Origin of the sequence: Pantoea sp. ACRSC, from assembly GCF_022346785.1 — a bacterium.
In the GTDB taxonomy this organism is placed as follows: domain Bacteria; phylum Pseudomonadota; class Gammaproteobacteria; order Enterobacterales; family Enterobacteriaceae; genus Pantoea; species Pantoea alvi.
In genome coordinates, this window is record NZ_JAKRNN010000003.1 from 89,746 (window position 1) to 106,676 (window position 16,931).

At 58.2% G+C, this 16,931-nt stretch carries 16 protein-coding genes; 10 read left to right on the forward strand and 6 right to left on the reverse strand.

Annotated elements, in window-relative coordinates; genetic code table 11:
• The first annotated feature begins 37 nt into the window (after positions 1–37).
• Positions 38–949: a ribonuclease Z gene (gene rnz, locus MHZ97_RS05195; protein ID WP_103796274.1), complete on the forward strand. Its 912-nt coding sequence runs from the start codon at positions 38–40 to the stop codon at positions 947–949.
• Positions 950–960: 11 nt separating this feature from the next.
• On the opposite strand, the gene MHZ97_RS05200 is transcribed toward rnz, so the two are convergent.
• The gene (locus MHZ97_RS05200) at positions 961–1,803 is read right to left on the reverse strand and encodes a 23S rRNA (adenine(2030)-N(6))-methyltransferase RlmJ (RefSeq protein WP_239314677.1); all 843 of its coding nucleotides are present in this window, start codon (positions 1,801–1,803) and stop codon (positions 961–963) included.
• 224 nt (positions 1,804–2,027) lie between these two features.
• On the opposite strand from MHZ97_RS05200, the gene prlC reads away from it, so the two are divergent.
• The gene (gene prlC / locus MHZ97_RS05205; RefSeq protein ID WP_239314676.1) at positions 2,028–4,070 is read left to right on the forward strand and encodes an oligopeptidase A; all 2,043 of its coding nucleotides are present in this window, start codon (positions 2,028–2,030) and stop codon (positions 4,068–4,070) included.
• Positions 4,071–4,078: 8 nt separating this feature from the next.
• On the forward strand, positions 4,079–4,837 hold the full coding sequence (gene rsmJ / locus MHZ97_RS05210; protein ID WP_239314675.1) for a 16S rRNA (guanine(1516)-N(2))-methyltransferase RsmJ: 759 nt from the start codon (positions 4,079–4,081) through the stop codon (positions 4,835–4,837).
• Positions 4,838–5,302: 465 nt separating this feature from the next.
• On the opposite strand, the gene uspA is transcribed toward rsmJ, so the two are convergent.
• On the reverse strand, positions 5,303–5,740 hold the full coding sequence (gene uspA, locus MHZ97_RS05215; RefSeq protein WP_081136391.1) for a universal stress protein UspA: 438 nt from the start codon (positions 5,738–5,740) through the stop codon (positions 5,303–5,305).
• Between the two features lie 425 nt (positions 5,741–6,165).
• On the opposite strand from uspA, the gene uspB reads away from it, so the two are divergent.
• A complete protein-coding gene (gene uspB / locus MHZ97_RS05220; protein ID WP_081136393.1) occupies positions 6,166–6,501 on the forward strand; it encodes a universal stress protein UspB in 336 nt (111 codons plus the stop codon).
• A gap of 43 nt (positions 6,502–6,544) precedes the next feature.
• Here uspB and pitA read toward each other — a convergent pair whose 3' ends face one another.
• The gene (pitA, locus tag MHZ97_RS05225; protein ID WP_103796278.1) at positions 6,545–8,047 is read right to left on the reverse strand and encodes an inorganic phosphate transporter PitA; all 1,503 of its coding nucleotides are present in this window, start codon (positions 8,045–8,047) and stop codon (positions 6,545–6,547) included.
• A 240-nt stretch (positions 8,048–8,287) separates the two neighbouring features.
• On the opposite strand from pitA, the gene MHZ97_RS05230 reads away from it, so the two are divergent.
• From MHZ97_RS05230 to MHZ97_RS05250, 5 genes are all read left to right on the forward strand, one after another.
• On the forward strand, positions 8,288–9,472 hold the full coding sequence (locus tag MHZ97_RS05230; RefSeq protein ID WP_103796279.1) for an NAD(P)/FAD-dependent oxidoreductase: 1,185 nt from the start codon (positions 8,288–8,290) through the stop codon (positions 9,470–9,472).
• 205 nt (positions 9,473–9,677) lie between these two features.
• Positions 9,678–9,875, forward strand: coding sequence for a hypothetical protein (locus MHZ97_RS05235; RefSeq protein ID WP_103796280.1), 198 nt, complete (start codon positions 9,678–9,680; stop codon positions 9,873–9,875).
• A 1-nt stretch (position 9,876) separates the two neighbouring features.
• Positions 9,877–10,683 carry a hypothetical protein gene (locus tag MHZ97_RS05240; protein WP_224481592.1) on the forward strand — a complete coding sequence of 269 codons (807 nt, stop codon included), beginning with the start codon at positions 9,877–9,879 and terminating at the stop codon, positions 10,681–10,683.
• A gap of 78 nt (positions 10,684–10,761) precedes the next feature.
• Complete coding sequence (locus tag MHZ97_RS05245; protein ID WP_103796281.1) at positions 10,762–11,424, forward strand: SDR family oxidoreductase; 663 nt, start codon at positions 10,762–10,764, stop codon at positions 11,422–11,424.
• A gap of 79 nt (positions 11,425–11,503) precedes the next feature.
• Positions 11,504–12,163 carry an epoxyqueuosine reductase QueH gene (locus MHZ97_RS05250; RefSeq protein ID WP_103796282.1) on the forward strand — a complete coding sequence of 220 codons (660 nt, stop codon included), beginning with the start codon at positions 11,504–11,506 and terminating at the stop codon, positions 12,161–12,163.
• A gap of 52 nt (positions 12,164–12,215) precedes the next feature.
• On the opposite strand, the gene MHZ97_RS05255 is transcribed toward MHZ97_RS05250, so the two are convergent.
• Entirely contained in the window at positions 12,216–12,707 is a 492-nt protein-coding gene (locus MHZ97_RS05255) for a helix-turn-helix domain-containing protein (protein ID WP_103796283.1), read from the reverse strand.
• A gap of 415 nt (positions 12,708–13,122) precedes the next feature.
• Here MHZ97_RS05255 and MHZ97_RS05260 point away from each other — a divergent pair, with 415 nt between their 5' ends.
• Positions 13,123–14,145, forward strand: coding sequence for an alpha/beta fold hydrolase (locus MHZ97_RS05260; RefSeq protein ID WP_239314674.1), 1,023 nt, complete (start codon positions 13,123–13,125; stop codon positions 14,143–14,145).
• Positions 14,146–14,202: 57 nt separating this feature from the next.
• Here MHZ97_RS05260 and hemB read toward each other — a convergent pair whose 3' ends face one another.
• On the reverse strand, positions 14,203–15,180 hold the full coding sequence (hemB, locus tag MHZ97_RS05265; RefSeq protein ID WP_103796394.1) for a porphobilinogen synthase: 978 nt from the start codon (positions 15,178–15,180) through the stop codon (positions 14,203–14,205).
• Positions 15,181–15,294: 114 nt separating this feature from the next.
• Positions 15,295–16,800, reverse strand: a complete 1,506-nt coding sequence (gene proP / locus MHZ97_RS05270) for a glycine betaine/L-proline transporter ProP (RefSeq protein ID WP_103796285.1) — start codon at positions 16,798–16,800, stop codon at positions 15,295–15,297.
• Positions 16,801–16,931 lie beyond the last annotated feature (131 nt).

The following is a 16,931-nucleotide window of genomic DNA, read 5'->3' on the forward strand; positions in this document are numbered from 1 at the left end:
GGGTTGAATTCTCTCCTCACTGACAGGGAAGCATAGCATGCAGCTCACATTTCTCGGCACCGGCGGCGGCGCGCCCAGCCTGCAACGTAACGTCACCTCCATTGCCTTTACCTGGTCGCCACGCGGCGACACCTGGCTTTTCGACTGCGGCGAAGGGACGCAGCTTCAGTACATGCGTTCGCCACTTAAGCCGGGACGCATGAACAAAATTTTTATCACTCATCTGCACGGCGACCATATTTTCGGCCTGCCCGGTCTGCTGACCAGCCGCTCTATGGGCGGCATCACCGAGCCGCTGACCATTTACGGGCCCGAAGGCATCCGGCGCTTTGTCGAAACCGCGCTGTCGCTGAGCGGATCCTATACCGACTATCCGCTGGAAATCGTCGAGATCGAGGCGGGGCCGGTGCTTGACGACGGCGAGTTCCGCGTCAGCGCCTGGCCGCTGGTGCATCCGCTAAACTGCTTCGGCTACCGCATTGAGCAGCACGACAAGCCGGGCTTTCTCGACGCCGCGCGTCTGAAAGAAGAGGGGGTGCCGCGCGGGCCCTGGTATCAGCAGCTAAAAGCAGGAGAGCGTGTGACGCTGGAGGATGGACGGGTCATTAACGGCGCGGACTATCTCGGCCCGGCGACTAAAGGCAAAAGCCTGGCGATTTTCGGCGATACCGCGCCAACGCCGATGGCGCTGCAGCTGGCAGCCGGTGTCGATCTGATGGTGCATGAAACCACGCTGGAGGCGGCGTTGCAGGAGAAGGCCAACGGACGCGGCCACTCTACGACGCTGCAGGCGGCGCAGGTGGCGAAAGAGGCGGGCGCAAAGCGCCTGATCGCCACCCATTTCAGCTCGCGCTATATGCCGCGCGACATGCCGCGCTTGCTGGAGGAGTGCCGCTCAATATTTCCCAATACCGAGCTGGCACAGGACCTGGCGGTGTTTACGCTGTAAGGCTCAGCGGCTTATTCCGGCACCAGCTGCGTCACGGTGGCGTGGCCGGTTCCGGCAGGCACCAGCTTCTGGTGCAGCCAGGGCAGCAGTTCGTTCATCTGCTGCGCCAGCTTCCACGGCGGGTTGATGACGATCATACCTGATGCGGTCATGCCGCGCTGATCGCTGTCCGGGCGCACCGCCAGCTCGATCTGCAGAATATTGCGGATGCCGGTCGCCTCAAGATCGCGCAGCATATGCTTGATCTGCTGACGCAGCACGACCGGATACCAGAGCGCGTAGACGCCGGTAGCGAAGCGCTTGTGACCCTCATGAATCGCCTTCACCACGGCCTGATAGTCGCTTTTCAGCTCGTAAGGCGGATCGATCAGGATAAGACCGCGACGGGTCGGCGGCGGCAGCTTCGCCTTCAGCTGCTGATAGCCGTCGGCGCGCTCGACGCGGGCGCGGCTGTCTTTCAGAAATTCACCGCGCAGCAACGGGAAGTCGCTGGAGTGCAGTTCAGTGAGCTGCAGCTTATCTTCTGCGCGCAGCAGGTAGCGCGCGATCAGCGGCGAGCCAGGATAGTAGCGCAGCGTGCCGCCTGGGTTAAGGTCGCGGATGGCGCTGAAGTAGGGCTTCAGCAGTTCCGGCGCGTCCGGCTGCTGCCAGATGCGGGCGATGCCTTCCAGATACTCGCCGGTCCGCTCGGCATGTTCGCCGCTCAGCAGATAGCGACCTGCGCCGGCATGGCTGTCGAGGTAGAGGAACGGCTTTTCTTTCTCTTTCAGCGCGCTGATGATCAGGCTCTGTACGGTGTGTTTCAGCACGTCGGCGTGGTTGCCGGCGTGAAAACTGTGGCGATAGCTCAGCATAACAGTGGGGATTCCGCGGTTGGCGTAAAAAGGCGTACTGCAAGTAAGCGGGATTATACCTGCTGAAGGGGAAAAATGCTGGCCGATTCTCCGCCGCCAGCCTGTCTGACGCGTTTCTTCGCCGCGCATCCTGGCTGGCATTGATTTTCGCTACACTTAACCGCATGTTAGTAAGATTGCGTTGCGCGCCCCGCGCGCCCCATACATTGAACAAGGACTGCGCTATGACCAATCCATTACTCCAGCCTTTTACGCTGCCGCCTTTCTCCGCCATTAAGCCTGAACATGTGGTGCCTGCCGTGACCGAGGCGCTGAACGAGTGCCGCGCGGCGGTGGAAAAAGTCGTTGCGCAGGGCGCGCCCTACACCTGGGACAACCTGGTGCAGCCGCTGGCGGAAGTCGACGATCGTCTTGGCCGCATCTTCTCACCGGTAAGCCATCTTAACTCGGTGAAAAACAGCCCGGAGCTGCGTGAAGCCTATGAGCAGACCCTGCCGCTGCTCTCGGAATACAGCACCTGGGTCGGCCAGCACGAAGGGCTTTACCAGGCGTACCGCGACCTGAAAGAGGGTGAAAGCTTCGCCGCGCTGGACGTGGCGCAGCAAAAAGCGGTCGATAATGCGCTGCGCGATTTCGAACTCTCCGGCATCGGCCTTGATAAAGAGAAGCAGCAGCGCTACGGCGAGATTGCCGCGCGCCTCTCTGAGCTGGGCTCCGCCTACAGCAACAACGTGCTGGATGCGACCATGGGCTGGAGCAAGCTGATTACTGACGAAAGCGAACTTTCGGGTATGCCGGAAAGCGCGCTGGCGGCGGCGAAGGCGCAGGCCGAAGCCAAAGGGCAGGAGGGCTGGCTGCTGACGCTGGATATTCCAAGCTATCTGCCGGTGATGACCTACTGCGACAACGCCGCGCTGCGCGAAGAGATGTACCGCGCCTATTCGACGCGCGCCTCCGATCAGGGGCCGAACGCCGGAAAATGGGACAACGGCCCGATTATGGCGGAAGAGCTGGCGCTGCGTCACGAGCTGGCGCAGCTGCTGGGCTTTGACTCCTACGCTGACAAATCGCTGGCCACCAAAATGGCGGAAAATCCGGCGCAGGTGCTCGACTTCCTTAACGACCTGGCGAAACGCGCCCGTCCGCAGGCGGAAAAAGAGCTGGCGCAGCTGCGCGCCTTTGCTGAAAAAGAGTATGGCGTCAGCGAGCTGAATCCGTGGGATCTCACCTACTACGGCGAAAAACAGAAGCAGCATCTCTACACCATCAGTGACGAACAGCTGCGCCCTTACTTCCCGGAATCGCGCGCCGTTAACGGCCTGTTTGAGGTAGTGAAACGCATCTATGGCATCACCGCCAAAGAGCGTACCGACGTGGACGTTTATCATCCTGACGTGCGCTTCTTCGACCTGTTCGATGAGAGCGGCGAGCTGCGCGGCAGCTTCTATCTCGACCTCTACGCGCGCGAGCACAAGCGCGGCGGCGCCTGGATGGATGACTGCGTTGGCCAGATGCGTAAAGCCGATGGCTCGCTGCAGAAGCCGGTCGCCTATCTGACCTGCAACTTCAACCGTCCGGTGAACGGCAAGCCCGCGCTGTTTACCCACGACGAAGTGACTACGCTGTTTCACGAGTTCGGCCACGGCCTGCACCATATGCTGACGCGCATCGAAACCCCGGGGGTTTCCGGCATCAGCGGCGTGCCGTGGGATGCGGTGGAGCTGCCGAGTCAGTTTATGGAGAACTGGTGCTGGGAGCCGGATGCGCTGGCCTTTATCTCCGGTCACTATGAAACCGGCGAACCGCTGCCGAAAGAGCTGCTCGACAAGATGCTGGCGGCCAAGAACTATCAGGCAGCGCTGTTTATCCTGCGTCAGCTGGAGTTCGGCCTGTTCGACTTCCGCCTGCACGCCGAGTTCGATCCGGCGAAAGGCGCGCAGATCCTTGAAACCCTGCGCGAAGTGAAAAAGCTGGTGGCGGTGGTGCCGAGCCCGGAATGGGGTCGTTTCCCGCACGCCTTTAGCCATATCTTCGCCGGCGGCTACGCGGCGGGCTACTACAGCTACCTGTGGGCGGACGTGCTGGCGGCGGATGCCTGGTCGCGCTTTGAAGAAGAGGGCATCTTTAACCGTCAGACCGGCCAGTCGTTCCTGGATAACATCCTGACGCGCGGCGGTTCAGAAGAGCCGATGGAGCTGTTTAAACGCTTCCGCGGCCGTGAGCCGCAGCTGGACGCAATGCTGGATCATTACGGCATCAAGGGATAACGCCTGCAGTGAAGATCTGTTTGATTGATGAATCGGGCGCCGGTGACGGCGCCTTGTCGCATCTGGCGCTGCGCTGGCAGCTGGAGCATGACGAAAGCAGCGTGCTGGCGCTGGTACAGACGCCGACGCACCTTGAACTGCGCAAGCGCGACGAGCCGAAGCTGGGCGGCATCTTCGTCGACTTCGTCTCAGGCGCGATGGCGCACCGTCGTCGCTTCGGCGGTGGACGCGGCGAGGCGGTGGCGAAAGCGGTTGGCGTAAAGAGTGGTTATCTGCCGGACGTGGTGGACGCGACCGCCGGACTCGGGCGCGACGCCTTTGTGCTGGCGGCGATCGGCTGCCGCGTGCGCATGCTGGAGCGTCATCCGGTCGTGGCGGCGCTGCTGGACGATGGGCTGCAGCGCGGCTATCAGGATGCGGAGATCGGCGGCTGGCTGCGCGAGCGGCTGACGCTGATCCACGCCCCCAGCGCCCAGGCGCTCGGCGACATCATGCCTGCGCCGGACGTGGTTTATCTCGATCCGATGTATCCCCACCGGCAGAAAAGCGCGATGGTGAAAAAAGAGATGCGGGTGTTTCAGTCGCTGGTGGGTGCCGATGAGGACGCCGACGCGCTGCTGGAGCCGGCGCGCCGTCTGGCGAAGAAGCGCATTGTGGTGAAGCGTCCCGACTATGCGCCGCCGCTGGCGGGCGTGGCAACGCAGTCGGCGGTGGTGACCAAAAGCCATCGCTTCGATATTTATCCGCCGCTCGGCCGGGAAATATAATTCTCCCACTGCAAAGATAAAAAGCGTGCCTGTCGTCGCGTCAGGCACGCGCTAACCTGCCAGGCTTAACGTCTTATTTAATTTCCGGTGTGTGCTGAAAAGTAAAATTAATTCAGCCTGCGCGCGTAGTCCTGACGCTCAGGAGAGGCCAGAAAGCCCTGCACGATACGCAGACCGCCAAATTTTTAAATCAACCGTTTGATTCTGGCGATCGGGGAAATAAGCGGGTGAGAGTACAGGCGAATTCTTTATTTGGCGCGGGCAGACAGGGTGCAGGAAATAGCGAGGGCTAACGGCTATACAGCAGCGCTATTTTAGTGAATCAGCAACAGCCGGTGTTTCAGAAGCGGTGAGCGCACTACTGCGCCATAACTAAAGAAATAAACAATCAATAAAGCATCTGGCTATAACGCGGGCTGCTGGCGCGGCGAAAAAAAGCCGGCACGCGCCGGCTTTTCTCAGCGGTTATTCGTCATCCGCGTCGCGCAGCGGGACGATCAGCATATCGATATGCACGGTGTTAATCAGCTGGCGCGCTGATGACATCAGCTTGCTCCAGAAATCCTGATGGTGGCCGCACACCACTAAATCCACGTCATATTTTTTGATCGCATCGACCAGCACCTGGCCAAGATCGCCGCTGCCGCTCAGGGTCTCGCTGATGGGATAGCCTGCCGCATCCGACAGTCCGCGCAGCGCGGTATGGGTCTCTTCCGAGATACGCTTCTGCATATCGCCCAGGTTGACGTCTATCAGGCCGGTGTAGAGATCGGAATAGTTCACATCGACGTGAATCAGCGAAATTTTGGCGTCATAGGGGCGCGCCAGCGAGACGGCTTTATCCACCAGCAGCTGGCTTTCGGGAGAAAGGTCTACCGCAATCAGGATATGTTTATAAGCCATGATATAACTCCTTTCACAAGATTCAGGATGGCGACCTGTCTTCCTCTCGCGTCATTGCCTGCGCAATCCTTTACGCGAACGGGCGATATTTGTCACCAGGTGTTCTGTCGGTGTTCCCGACAGATAGTTGTTATGCCTTTAGTATAGCGGCGACGGGTAACAAATGCTGCTGCATACGCTTCGGTTGTGAATAAGATCAAGGCTTAGCGCCTTTTCGCTCGCGGCGAACGAAAATCCTCGCTGGAAAAGAGTTAAAAACTTCTCCTACACTACAAATTAACGGTGGTACTTCTCGGGTGCCGACCGCGTAACCTTGTCAAAAAAAACAGATCTGTTCGGGTCATTCAGTGGTCGGCTTTTTCCCGTGGAGCATGAAGCGCAGCCGCGCTCCAGCCTGTCTCCGCGGCTCCAGCCGGGAGGGAAATATGATCAGCACTATCGCGCTTTTCTGGGCTCTTTGTGTGGTGTGTATTGTGAATATGGCGCGCTACTTTTCTTCTTTGCGCGCGCTGCTGGCGGTGCTGCGAGGCTGCGATCCCTTACTCTATCAGTATGTTGACGGGGCAGGCTTCTTTACCTCGCACGGTCAGCCGAGCAAACAGGTGCGGCTGGTGCGTTATATCTGGGCGAAACGCTATCTCGACCATCATGATGACGAATTTATTCGTCGCTGCGAGCGGGTGCGCGGTCAGTTTATCCTGACCAGCGCGCTATGCGGGTTGGTGATCCTCAGTCTGATTTGTCTGGCGATCTGGCACTAGAAATAAAAAGGGCGACCTGCGTCGCCCTTGATATTTGCGTGTTTTACACCAGCTTCAGCGCCAGCCAGTAGAGGCTGCCCGACAGCAGAATACAGACCGGCAGCGTAAAGACCCACGCCATGGCGATATTCTTGATGGTGCGGCTCTGCAGCCCGCCGCCGTCCACCAGCATGGTGCCTGCAACCGACGACGACAGAATATGCGTGGTCGAAACCGGCATGCCCGTGTAGCTGGCGATGCCGATTGAAACCGCCGCAGTCACCTGCGCCGACATGCCCTGCGCGTAGGTCATGCCTTTTTTACCAATCTTCTCGCCGATGGTGGTCGCGACGCGACGCCAGCCGATCATGGTGCCGATGCCGAGCGCCAGCGCGACCGCCATAATGATCCACACCGGCGCATACTCAATGGTGCCCAGCAGATCGGTTTTCAGCTTGCCGAGGAAGCGTTTATCGTCGGCGCTGGTTTCCGGCAGCTTGGCCGCCTTATCAGCGGTATCGGCGATGCACAGCAGCAGACGACGCATCTGGCTGCGTTGCTCCACGCTAAGCTGCTCGTAGCTTTGCAGGTTGTTGTTCAGCAGGCTCTGCGCGCGCTGAACCGCCTGCAGCGCACGGGCGCTGTCGCAGTGGAACTCTTTCGGGCCAGACGGCGTCTCTTCCGGTGTCGGTAGCGCAGGCGGTGCCATCTGAATGATGTGCGTCAGCGCCTCGCTATGCTGCTGATAATACTGCTCGAGGTGATTGACCGCGTCGCGCGTACGCGTGATGTCGTAGCCGCTGGCGTTCATATTAACCACGAAGCCTGCCGGCGCGACGCCGATCAGCACCAGCATAATCAGGCCAATGCCTTTCTGACCATCGTTAGCGCCGTGTGAATAGCTGACGCCGATAGCGGAGACAATCAGCGCGATACGCGTCCAGAACGGCGGCTTTTTCTTGCCGTCGATCTTCTCGCGGTCAGCCGGCGTCATATGGATACGCGCGCGCTTTTTCGTGCCGCTCCAGTAGCGACGCAGCAGGAAAATCAGGCCGCCCGCGATAATCAGACCGACAATCGGTGACAGGATCAGCGACAGGAAGATGTTTATCACTTTAGGGATATTAAGCGCGTCGATCACCGAAGTGCCGGTCATCAGCGCGTTGGTCAGGCCGATGCCGATAATCGCGCCAATCAGCGTATGCGAACTGGAGGCCGGCAGACCGAGATACCAGGTGCCGAGGTTCCAGATAATCGCCGCCAGCAGCATGGAGAAGACCATTGCCAGGCCGTGCGTGGAGCCAACGTTTAATAACAGATCGGTAGGAAGCATATGCACAATGGCGTAAGCAACGCTTAAACCACCGAGCAGCACGCCGAGGAAGTTGAACACGCCTGCCATTACTACAGCTAACTGCGCGCGCATGGCACGAGTATAGATAACCGTCGCAACTGCGTTGGCCGTGTCGTGAAAGCCGTTGATTGCTTCGTAAAACAATACAAACAGCAGGGCAAGAACCAATAACAGGCCGGTACTGAGGTCAAGACCAGCGAACAAATGTAGCATACACATTACGCCATTTTGAGGACATGAGCGCGGCGCATTATCTGCGACAACGCAGGGTATGGGAAAGCAAAATATAGCCTTGTTTTGACTTAAGAATGTCAAAAGTTGACTGAGTGCACCTAAAACTGCCTTAAAATTAGTCGTTTACATTATGACATAATTACGACAAATTTTTGGCGCTGGCGTCATGCAGAGCAGACCTCTACAATCAGCGCCTCTTAAAAAAGCGGGGCGAAGGCAGTGGAAAAGTTTGACGTTATTATTATCGGCGCCGGCGCGGCGGGACTGTTTTGCGCGGCGCAGGCCGGTCAGCGAGGCCGCCGCGTGCTGTTGCTGGATAACGGCAAAAAGCCCGGGCGTAAGATCCTGATGTCAGGCGGCGGGCGCTGCAACTTTACCAATATGTACACCGAACCTGCCGCCTACCTGTCGCACAACCCGCACTTCTGCAAATCAGCGCTGGCGCGCTACACCCAGTGGGATTTTATCGAGCTGGTTAATCGCCACAAGATTGCGTATCACGAAAAGACGCTGGGTCAGCTTTTCTGCGACGACTCGGCGGCGCAGATTGTCGATATGCTGATGGCGGAGTGCGAGAAGGGCGAGGTGACGCTGCGCCTGCGCAGCGAGGTGCTGAGCGTGGCGCGCGACGCCTCGGGCTACCGGCTGCAGCTCAACGGCGCGACGGTGCAGGCGGAAAAGCTGGTGATCGCCAGCGGCGGGCTCTCTATGCCCGGCCTTGGCGCCACGCCGTTCGGTTATAAGATTGCCGAGCAGTTCGGCCTGAAGGTCTATCCGACCCGCGCCGCGCTGGTGCCCTTTACCCTGCATAAGCCGCTGCTGGAGCGGCTACAGACGCTCTCCGGCGTCGCCATCGATACCACCATTGAAGCGCAGGACGGCACGCTGTTTAAAGAGGCGATGCTCTTCACCCACCGCGGCCTGTCCGGTCCGGCGGTGCTGCAAATCTCCAGCTACTGGCTGCCGGGCGAGCATATTACCGTCAACCTCTCGCCCGCTACCTCAATAGAAGCGTTCATCAGCGTACAGCGCGAGGCACATCCAAATCTGAGCCTGAAAAACAGCCTGGCGAAGCTGCTGCCGAAGCGTCTGGTAGAGGTATTGCAGGAGATGGGGCAGGTGCCCGATGTGACGCTGAAGCAGCTCAACGGCAAGCAGCAGGCTGAACTGGCGCAGACGCTGCATCAGTGGCGCGTGCAGCCCAACGGCACGGAAGGCTACCGCACCGCCGAGGTGACGCTGGGCGGCGTCGACACCACGCAGCTCTCCTCGAAGACGATGGAGGCGCGCGACGTGCCGGGATTATATTTTATCGGCGAAGTGGTGGACGTCACCGGCTGGCTGGGCGGCTACAACTTCCAGTGGGCGTGGAGTTCAGCCTGGGCGTGCGCGCAGGCATTGTAACGCGCGCGCTGGGCGTCGGTTCCGGGCCTGGCCGACGCCTTTCTTAATCCGATTTCTGCTCCGCATCAACCCCACGTTTGCTGCGTTTTCTCCGCCTGCCGCTTCGCTAATTCCCTGACTCGCAACACTTTTAGACGAATCCGCCTGGCGCGTTTGCCGTCCCGATTTCATACTTCTGATTTATCACAGAGGAGATCCGCCACCCATGCTTACCTTTATGCGTTCCCTGTTTTCCAGCCCGGAAAGCTTTATCAGAGGCATGTCACGTCAGGATTTGAATGATTCCATCGCCGACGGCGAGCGCATCATTATCGATGAGGACGGCAACGCTTCGGTAAACGTGCTGAGTGAGGAAGTGCATGAGGATTTCGCCCGCCACGTCGAAACGCTAAAAGGAGTTTAAGATGGGTACGGCGATATTCATGGTGCTGATGGTCTGCGGCTACTGGTACACCAGCCGCGATCTCTCCAGCCGGTTTAAAATCCGTCGCAGCTTCGGCTGGGATGTCTATTTTCTGGTAGCGCTCTACGGCTGTATCTTCGTGCTGCAGGGGATGCTGGCGACCGCTATCATCTGGCTGCTGCTGCTGATTGTCTCCAGCCTCGCTAACGCGCTGCAGCTGGTGCCCGGCGAACATCTGCGCTGGCAGATGGAGTTTATGAACTGGAGCTTCCTCGGCATCCAGGCGCCGGTGGTGGTGATGCTCGCCTTCGCGGTGCTGTTCTGTATGTACCGCTCGAACTGGTCGGCGAGCGCGCGCCTGAACAGCAGCGGACGCCAGGATCTCTATCAGCAGCTTTCCAAATCCAACGGCGTCGAGCAGCTGCTCTATCAGTGCATGCGGGAGGGCGAGCTGGCGTGGATTACCCTCAAGTCGCGCCGTATCTATATTGGCATGGTGCATGCCGCCACCTTTGAGTATGAAAACACCGCCAATATCGTGATCATCCCGATGCTCAGCGGCTACCGCGACAGCAAAACGCTCAGCATGTCGATTGAACATAACTACAGCCGCTGGTATGCCGAGCACGACATCACGCTTACATCCGAGCCGAAAAACGCCATGGCGTTCCGTAAAGTGCTAATGGTGGATCAGATTGAAAGCCTGTCGCTGTTCGATCCGGCCAGCGCCAGCTCGCTGGCGATGACGCATCACGACGGCGTGCCGCTCGAAACAGAGGGAAGTTTTACGCCCCACTCTCCGCCGTAAACCGCTTGTGCGCGCGCCGCGCTTAATGACGCATTCGGCTATAAGCTGTTTAAGACACTTCATCAGAGAGGAACGGATATGGCAGGCAAAGCATTAGTTATCGGCGCATCGCGCGGCATCGGCCTGGCGGTGGTCAGGGCGCTGGCGGCCAAAGGGTGGCAGGTCACGGCGACCTACCGCAGCAGCGCGCCGGAGGCGGAGGCGCAGTGGCACGCGCTGGATATGACCCATCAGGAGGAGGTGCGTCAGCTGGCGGCGCGGCTTAAAGAGGAAACCTTCGATGCGATTCTGATCAACGCCGGTATTTCCGGCCCGTCGCATCAGAACCTGCTGCAGAGCAGTGACGACGAGCTGGCGCAGCTGTTCCTGACCAACGCCATCGCGCCGGTGCGCTGCGCGGAGGCGCTGCTGCCGCTGCTGGCGAAGCAGAACGGCGTTATCGGCTTTACCACCTCTATTCTCGGCAGTCTGAACGAGAACGACACGGCGGCGATGCCGATCTACTCCGCCAGCAAGTCGGCGCTTAATATGCTGAGCCGCGCGCTGCTGCCGCAGATTAACCAGCATAACGCGACGCTGCTGTCGCTGCATCCGGGCTGGGTGAAAACCGATATGGGCGGTGAGTCCGCGCCGGTAACGGTCGAGCAGAGCGGCGAAGGGCTGGTGCAGCAGCTGGAGGCCTGGCGCGGACGCGGCGGCCATCACTACGTGGACTACGCCGGACAGCTTTTGCAGTGGTAAAACAGGGCGCGCCAGCGCCTTTTTTGCATCTGCATCCCTGAAACACTACACTCGCGGCATAGTCTGACAAGGAGTTATTATGTCTCAGTCCCTTCAGCGCAAGCCGCTGCCGCTGCCTGGCGGCCACAATAAAGTCCTGTTGCACTCCTGCTGCGCGCCCTGCTCGGGCGAGGTCATGGAGGCGATGCTGGCGTCCGGCATCGATTACACCATCTTTTTCTATAACCCCAATATCCATCCGCTGAAAGAGTATGAGCTGCGCAAAGAGGAGAATATCCGCTTCGCTGAGCAGTTCGGCGTGCCCTTTGTCGACGCGGACTACGATCGCGATAACTGGTTTGAGCGCGCAAAAGGCATGGAGTGGGAGCCGGAGCGCGGCGAACGCTGCACCATGTGTTTCGATATGCGCTTTGAGCGCACCGCGCTCTATGCGCATGAACATGGCTTTCCGGTGATCACCAGCTCGCTCGGCATTTCGCGCTGGAAGAATATGCAGCAGATCAACGACTGCGGCGTGCGCGCCGCCAGCCGCTATCCCGAGATGATCTACTGGGATTACAACTGGCGTAAAGGCGGCGGATCGGCGCGCATGATCGAAATCAGCAAGCGCGAGCGATTTTATCAGCAGGAGTATTGCGGCTGCGTCTATTCGCTGCGCGACAGCAATCGGCATCGCGTAGCCAGCGGGCGTGAACGCATTAAAATCGGCGTGCAATATTACTCGCCGGACGAAGAGTAGAAAAATAAAGGGCGCTGTGGTCGCCCTTTATTTTTCACTGTTATAAACGCCATCAGCGCAGGCCATTGCAGGCCTCTGCAGTGTCGATATTGCGAATATCCAGACGCGCAGAGGTAAAACGTTTGTGGTTGTTGACAACGGGCTTTGCCTGTAGACAGAGCTCGCAGGGATTAATATTGCCTTCCAGCTGCGCCTGGATTTCTGGATCGAGCTGACGTTTGCGACAGACGTAGGGCGTACAGCCCATGACCTGCTTAAACGAGCGCGTAAATGACTGCTGACTTTCGAAATGGTATTTCATCGCCAGAGTAATAATCGGCGTGTTGCTGCTTTTCAGGATGTAGACGCAGGCGGCCAGTTTACGCTTGCGAATATAGCGCGCCAGCGTCTCGTTGCGGCAGCGGGCGAAAAGCTTCTGTAGATACCATTTGGAATAGCCGGACTTTTCGGCAATATCATTAATGCTGAGTCGCTGATCGAGATGGGTGTTAATCCACTCGGTCACGCTATCAATCACCTCTTCATTATATTTCTTCTCTTGCATAATCCACCTCATAAAAAATTGCGCATAGTGTAGGGTTTTTAATCTTTCGCTAAGTGGGGCTTAAGTAAAGAAGTATCAGAATATTCATTTTTATTTTTTTACAAGAGGAGCGATATATGAGTTTTTTATCAAAAAGGAGGCCGTGTTGTATTTTGGTTGTGAAAATTAAGCCAAAAAAATAAATAAACGTAACTTAATCTTCTCGCGCCGTCGGGAATATTTAGATTTTCTGCAATATTTATGACGGTAATTGACGGAGGCGGGCATTTTATTCGCTTTTGACCATCAGGAAAAATGACAGAGAGCAGACTAAGCTTTTTTGTAGAAAAATCATTTATATGACACAGCGCAACAATACGACTGGCCTTAGCGCGTGTCACACTGCCGCTCTTTTGCTCATAATGGAGATCACCGCATGCGTCCGACCTCTGGCCCGAAAAAATCGCTTGCTGCGCTACTCGCCTCAGTAACCCTGTTTAGCGCTGCGCCCGCTTTTGCCGCCACCACCTATGGCGAACAGCTGGAAGGCTTCCAGTATCCTTTCCCGCTCCAGCGCTTCAGCTTCTCTTCTCAGCAGCAGACGCTCAGCATGGGCTATATGGATGTCAGGCCAACCGGTCGCGCCAACGGGCAGACCGTGGTGCTGCTGCACGGTAAAAATTTCTGCGGCGCAACCTGGGAGGGGAGCATACGCGCGCTAAGCCAGGCGGGCTATCGCGTCGTCGCGCCGGATCAGATCGGCTTTTGCACCGCCAGCAAGCCCGATAACTATCAATACAGCTTCCAGCAGCTGGCGGATAACACTCATCAGCTGCTGGCGCATCTCGGCATAAAGAGAGCAACGATCGTCGGCCACTCCACCGGCGGCATGCTCGCCACGCGCTATGCGCTGATGTATCCCGCCGAGACGCAGCAGCTGGTTCTGGTGAACCCCATCGGGCTGGAGGACTGGAAAGCCAAAGGTGCCCCCTGGCGCAGCGTGGATCAGTGGTATCAGCGCGAGCTGAAGCTGGATGCGGCGGGCATCAAAAAGTATGAGCAGCACACCTACTACAGCGGCCAGTGGAAGCCGGAGTATGACAAATGGGTCGATATGCTGGCGGGCCTGAATGCCGGCCCGGGGCATAAGAAGGTGGCCTGGAACTCGGCGCTGATCTACGACATGATTTTTACCCAGCCGGTATTTTACGAGTTTGGCGACCTGAAAGTGCCCACCACGCTGATGATCGGCACCGCCGATACCACCGCTATCGGCAGCGATATCGCCTCGCCGGAGGTGAAAGCGACGCTGGGTCACTATGAGGTGCTGGGCAAAGAGGTGGCGAAGCGCATTCCCGGCGCGCGCCTGATTGAGTTTCCCGGCATGGGCCATGCGCCACAGATGGAGTCGCCCGATCGCTTTAATCAGACGTTAATTGAGGCGTTAGCGCAGCGCTAACGTTACAGAGGCGAAAAGCGATCCTGCCGTCGTTGCGACGGCAGGATGCGGAAGCGATCAGAGGATTTTCTGTTCTGCGAGGTCGAGGGCGAAGTAGCTGAAAATCAGGTCGGCGCCGGCGCGTTTAATCGCACCCAGGCTCTCCAGCACGACGTTACGCTCGTCGATAGCACCCGCCTGGGCGGCGAATTTGATCATCGCGTATTCGCCGCTCACCTGGTACGCCGCCAGCGGCAGCTCAGTGCGTTCGCGGATGTCGCGCAGCACGTCGAGGTAGGCGCCAGCCGGTTTCACCATCAGCGAATCCGCGCCTTCGGCCGCGTCGATCAGCGACTCGCGAATCGCTTCGCGGCGGTTCATCGGATTCATTTGATAAGTTTTGCGATCGCCTTTCAGCGCGGTGCCGGCCGCTTCGCGGAACGGGCCGTAGAACGACGAGGCGAACTTGGTGGAGTAGGACATAATGGCGGTCTGGGTAAAGCCCGCCGCGTCCAGCGCCTGGCGGATCGCCTTAACCTGGCCATCCATCGCCGCCGACGGCGCGATAAAGTCCGCGCCCGCCGCTGCCGCCACCACCGCCTGCTTGCCGAGGTTAATCAGGGTTGCGTCGTTATCCACGCCGTGATCGCACAGCACGCCGCAGTGGCCGTGGCTGGTGTATTCGCAGAAGCAGGTGTCGGACATAACGATCATTTCCGGCACCGTCTCTTTGCAGATGCGCGACATGCGCGCCACCAGGCCGTTTTCATTCCAGGCATCGCTGCCGGTGGCGTCGGTGTGGTGCGAGATGCCGAAGGTCATTACCGAGCGGATGCCCGCTTTGGCGATGCGCTCGATTTCCCAGGCGAGGCGCTTTTCCGGAATGCGCATCACGCCCGGCATCGCTTCAATGGCCTTGTAGTCGTCAACGCCTTCCTCAACGAAAATCGGCAGCGCCAGATCGTTCAGGCTGAGGGAGGTTTCCTGGAAGAGTTCACGCATCGCGGGGCTGGAGCGCAGCCTTCTTGGACGCTGGAGCAGAGTAAAGTCAGACATATTCATTCTTACGCAGGTGAAAAAAGTAGCGATAGTCTACTCCTTTTAACGCGCGAGAATGAAGATTGTGTGCGGCGCAAAAAAAAGCCCGCCGAGTGGCGGGCCTTAAACGGATTACTCGTTAATATCGGGGTGCTGCTGCACCAGATTCTTACGCTTCGCCTCAAGGCGGGCGATCTCAGCGTCGATATCTTCGATTTTATGTTCGATATTGTCGTGATGCTCCTGCAGGATTTCACGCGCCTCTTCGAGGTCGGACGCGGCAGGTGCCGCGCCGCGCAGCGGTTTGTTCGCCGTCTCTTTCATATAGATGCCGGTAATCAGGCCGATCACCGCCACCACCATCAGGTAGTAGGCCGGCATATAGAGGTTATTGGTGGTCTCCACCAGCCAGGCGGCAAGCGTCGGCGTCAGACCGGCAATCAGCACGGAGATGTTAAAGGCGCTTGCCAGCGCGCTGTAGCGGATATGCGTCGGGAACATGGCCGGCAGCGACGACGCCATCACGCCGGTAAAGGCGTTAAGGATCACCGCCATCAGCAGCAGACCGGCGAAAATCAGACCCAGCACGCCGCTGTTAATCAGCATAAAGGACGGTACAGAGAAGATCAGCAGGGCGATACTGCCGATGATCACAAACGGACGACGGCCGAAGCGGTCGCTGAGCATGCCCATTACCGGCTGCACAAACAGCATGCCGATCATAATGGCGATAATAATCAGTACGCCGTGATCTTCCGAGTAGTGCAGGTTATGCGACAGATAGCTCGGCATATAGGTCAGCAGCATGTAGTAGGTGACGTTGGTGGCGATCACCAGACCGATACAGGCAAGCAGGCTTTTCCAGTGCTTGCTGGCGATCTCTTTAAACGACACTTTCGGGCCGTCGCGCAGGCCTTCGCGGTCGCCTTGCTCCAGCTTTTCAACGTGCTGCTGGAAGGCTGGCGTCTCTTCCAGCGCGTGACGCAGGTAGAGGCCGATAATGCCGAGCGGCAGCGCGAGGAAGAACGGCAGGCGCCAGCCCCATTCCATAAACTTCGCTTCGCCGATAATCGCTGAGATCAGCACCACGATGCCGGCGCCGAGCACAAAGCCAGCGATCGAGCCGAAGTCGAGCCAGCTTCCCATAAAGCCGCGCTTGCGGTCAGGGGAATATTCAGCAACGAAGATGGAAGCGCCGGTATATTCGCCGCCCACCGAGAAGCCCTGCGCCATTTTGGCGATCAGCAGCAGAATCGGTGCCCAGATACCAATCGAGGCGTAAGAGGGGATCAGGCCGATACAGAAGGTACTGATCGACATAATCACAATGGTGATTGAGAGAATCTTCTGGCGACCGTACTTATCGCCCAGCATACCGAAGAAGAGGCCGCCCAGCGGGCGAATCAGGAAGGGAACGGAAAAGGTACCGAGCGCGGCGATCATCTGCACGCCTGGTGACGCATCGGGGAAAAAGACCTTACCCAGCGCGTAGGCGACGAAGCCGTACACGCCAAAATCGAACCATTCCATCGCGTTACCCAGCGACGCGGCAGTAATGGCTTTGCGCAAACGGGCGTCATCGATAATAGTGACGTCATCCAGCCCAATAGGTTTGACACGCTTCCTACGTAGTTTCATAGAGTTACCCTGTAATAGCACATGAAAGTCCTCAAGGTCGCGAACCGATTGAACGAAACAGTCCGCGGCATTGAGAAAATTTAAGCATAGCCGTTCGGCAGAATTTTCCACTGGCTACTAGGCGCAATAAT

Excerpts from the sequence above, each read along its gene's own strand:
- rnz (WP_103796274.1), top strand. The coding sequence starts at position 38 with ATGCAGCTCACATTTCTCGGCACCGGCGGCGGCGCGCCCAGCCTGCAA.
- MHZ97_RS05200 (WP_239314677.1), bottom strand. The coding sequence starts at position 1,803 with ATGCTGAGCTATCGCCACAGTTTTCACGCCGGCAACCACGCCGACGTG.
- prlC (WP_239314676.1), top strand. The coding sequence starts at position 2,028 with ATGACCAATCCATTACTCCAGCCTTTTACGCTGCCGCCTTTCTCCGCC.
- uspA (WP_081136391.1), bottom strand. The coding sequence starts at position 5,740 with ATGGCTTATAAACATATCCTGATTGCGGTAGACCTTTCTCCCGAAAGC.
- uspB (WP_081136393.1), top strand. The coding sequence starts at position 6,166 with ATGATCAGCACTATCGCGCTTTTCTGGGCTCTTTGTGTGGTGTGTATT.
- pitA (WP_103796278.1), bottom strand. The coding sequence starts at position 8,047 with ATGCTACATTTGTTCGCTGGTCTTGACCTCAGTACCGGCCTGTTATTG.
- MHZ97_RS05235 (WP_103796280.1), top strand. The coding sequence starts at position 9,678 with ATGCTTACCTTTATGCGTTCCCTGTTTTCCAGCCCGGAAAGCTTTATC.
- MHZ97_RS05240 (WP_224481592.1), top strand. The coding sequence starts at position 9,877 with ATGGGTACGGCGATATTCATGGTGCTGATGGTCTGCGGCTACTGGTAC.
- MHZ97_RS05245 (WP_103796281.1), top strand. The coding sequence starts at position 10,762 with ATGGCAGGCAAAGCATTAGTTATCGGCGCATCGCGCGGCATCGGCCTG.
- MHZ97_RS05250 (WP_103796282.1), top strand. The coding sequence starts at position 11,504 with ATGTCTCAGTCCCTTCAGCGCAAGCCGCTGCCGCTGCCTGGCGGCCAC.
- MHZ97_RS05255 (WP_103796283.1), bottom strand. The coding sequence starts at position 12,707 with ATGCAAGAGAAGAAATATAATGAAGAGGTGATTGATAGCGTGACCGAG.
- MHZ97_RS05260 (WP_239314674.1), top strand. The coding sequence starts at position 13,123 with ATGCGTCCGACCTCTGGCCCGAAAAAATCGCTTGCTGCGCTACTCGCC.
- hemB (WP_103796394.1), bottom strand. The coding sequence starts at position 15,180 with ATGTCTGACTTTACTCTGCTCCAGCGTCCAAGAAGGCTGCGCTCCAGC.
- proP (WP_103796285.1), bottom strand. The coding sequence starts at position 16,800 with ATGAAACTACGTAGGAAGCGTGTCAAACCTATTGGGCTGGATGACGTC.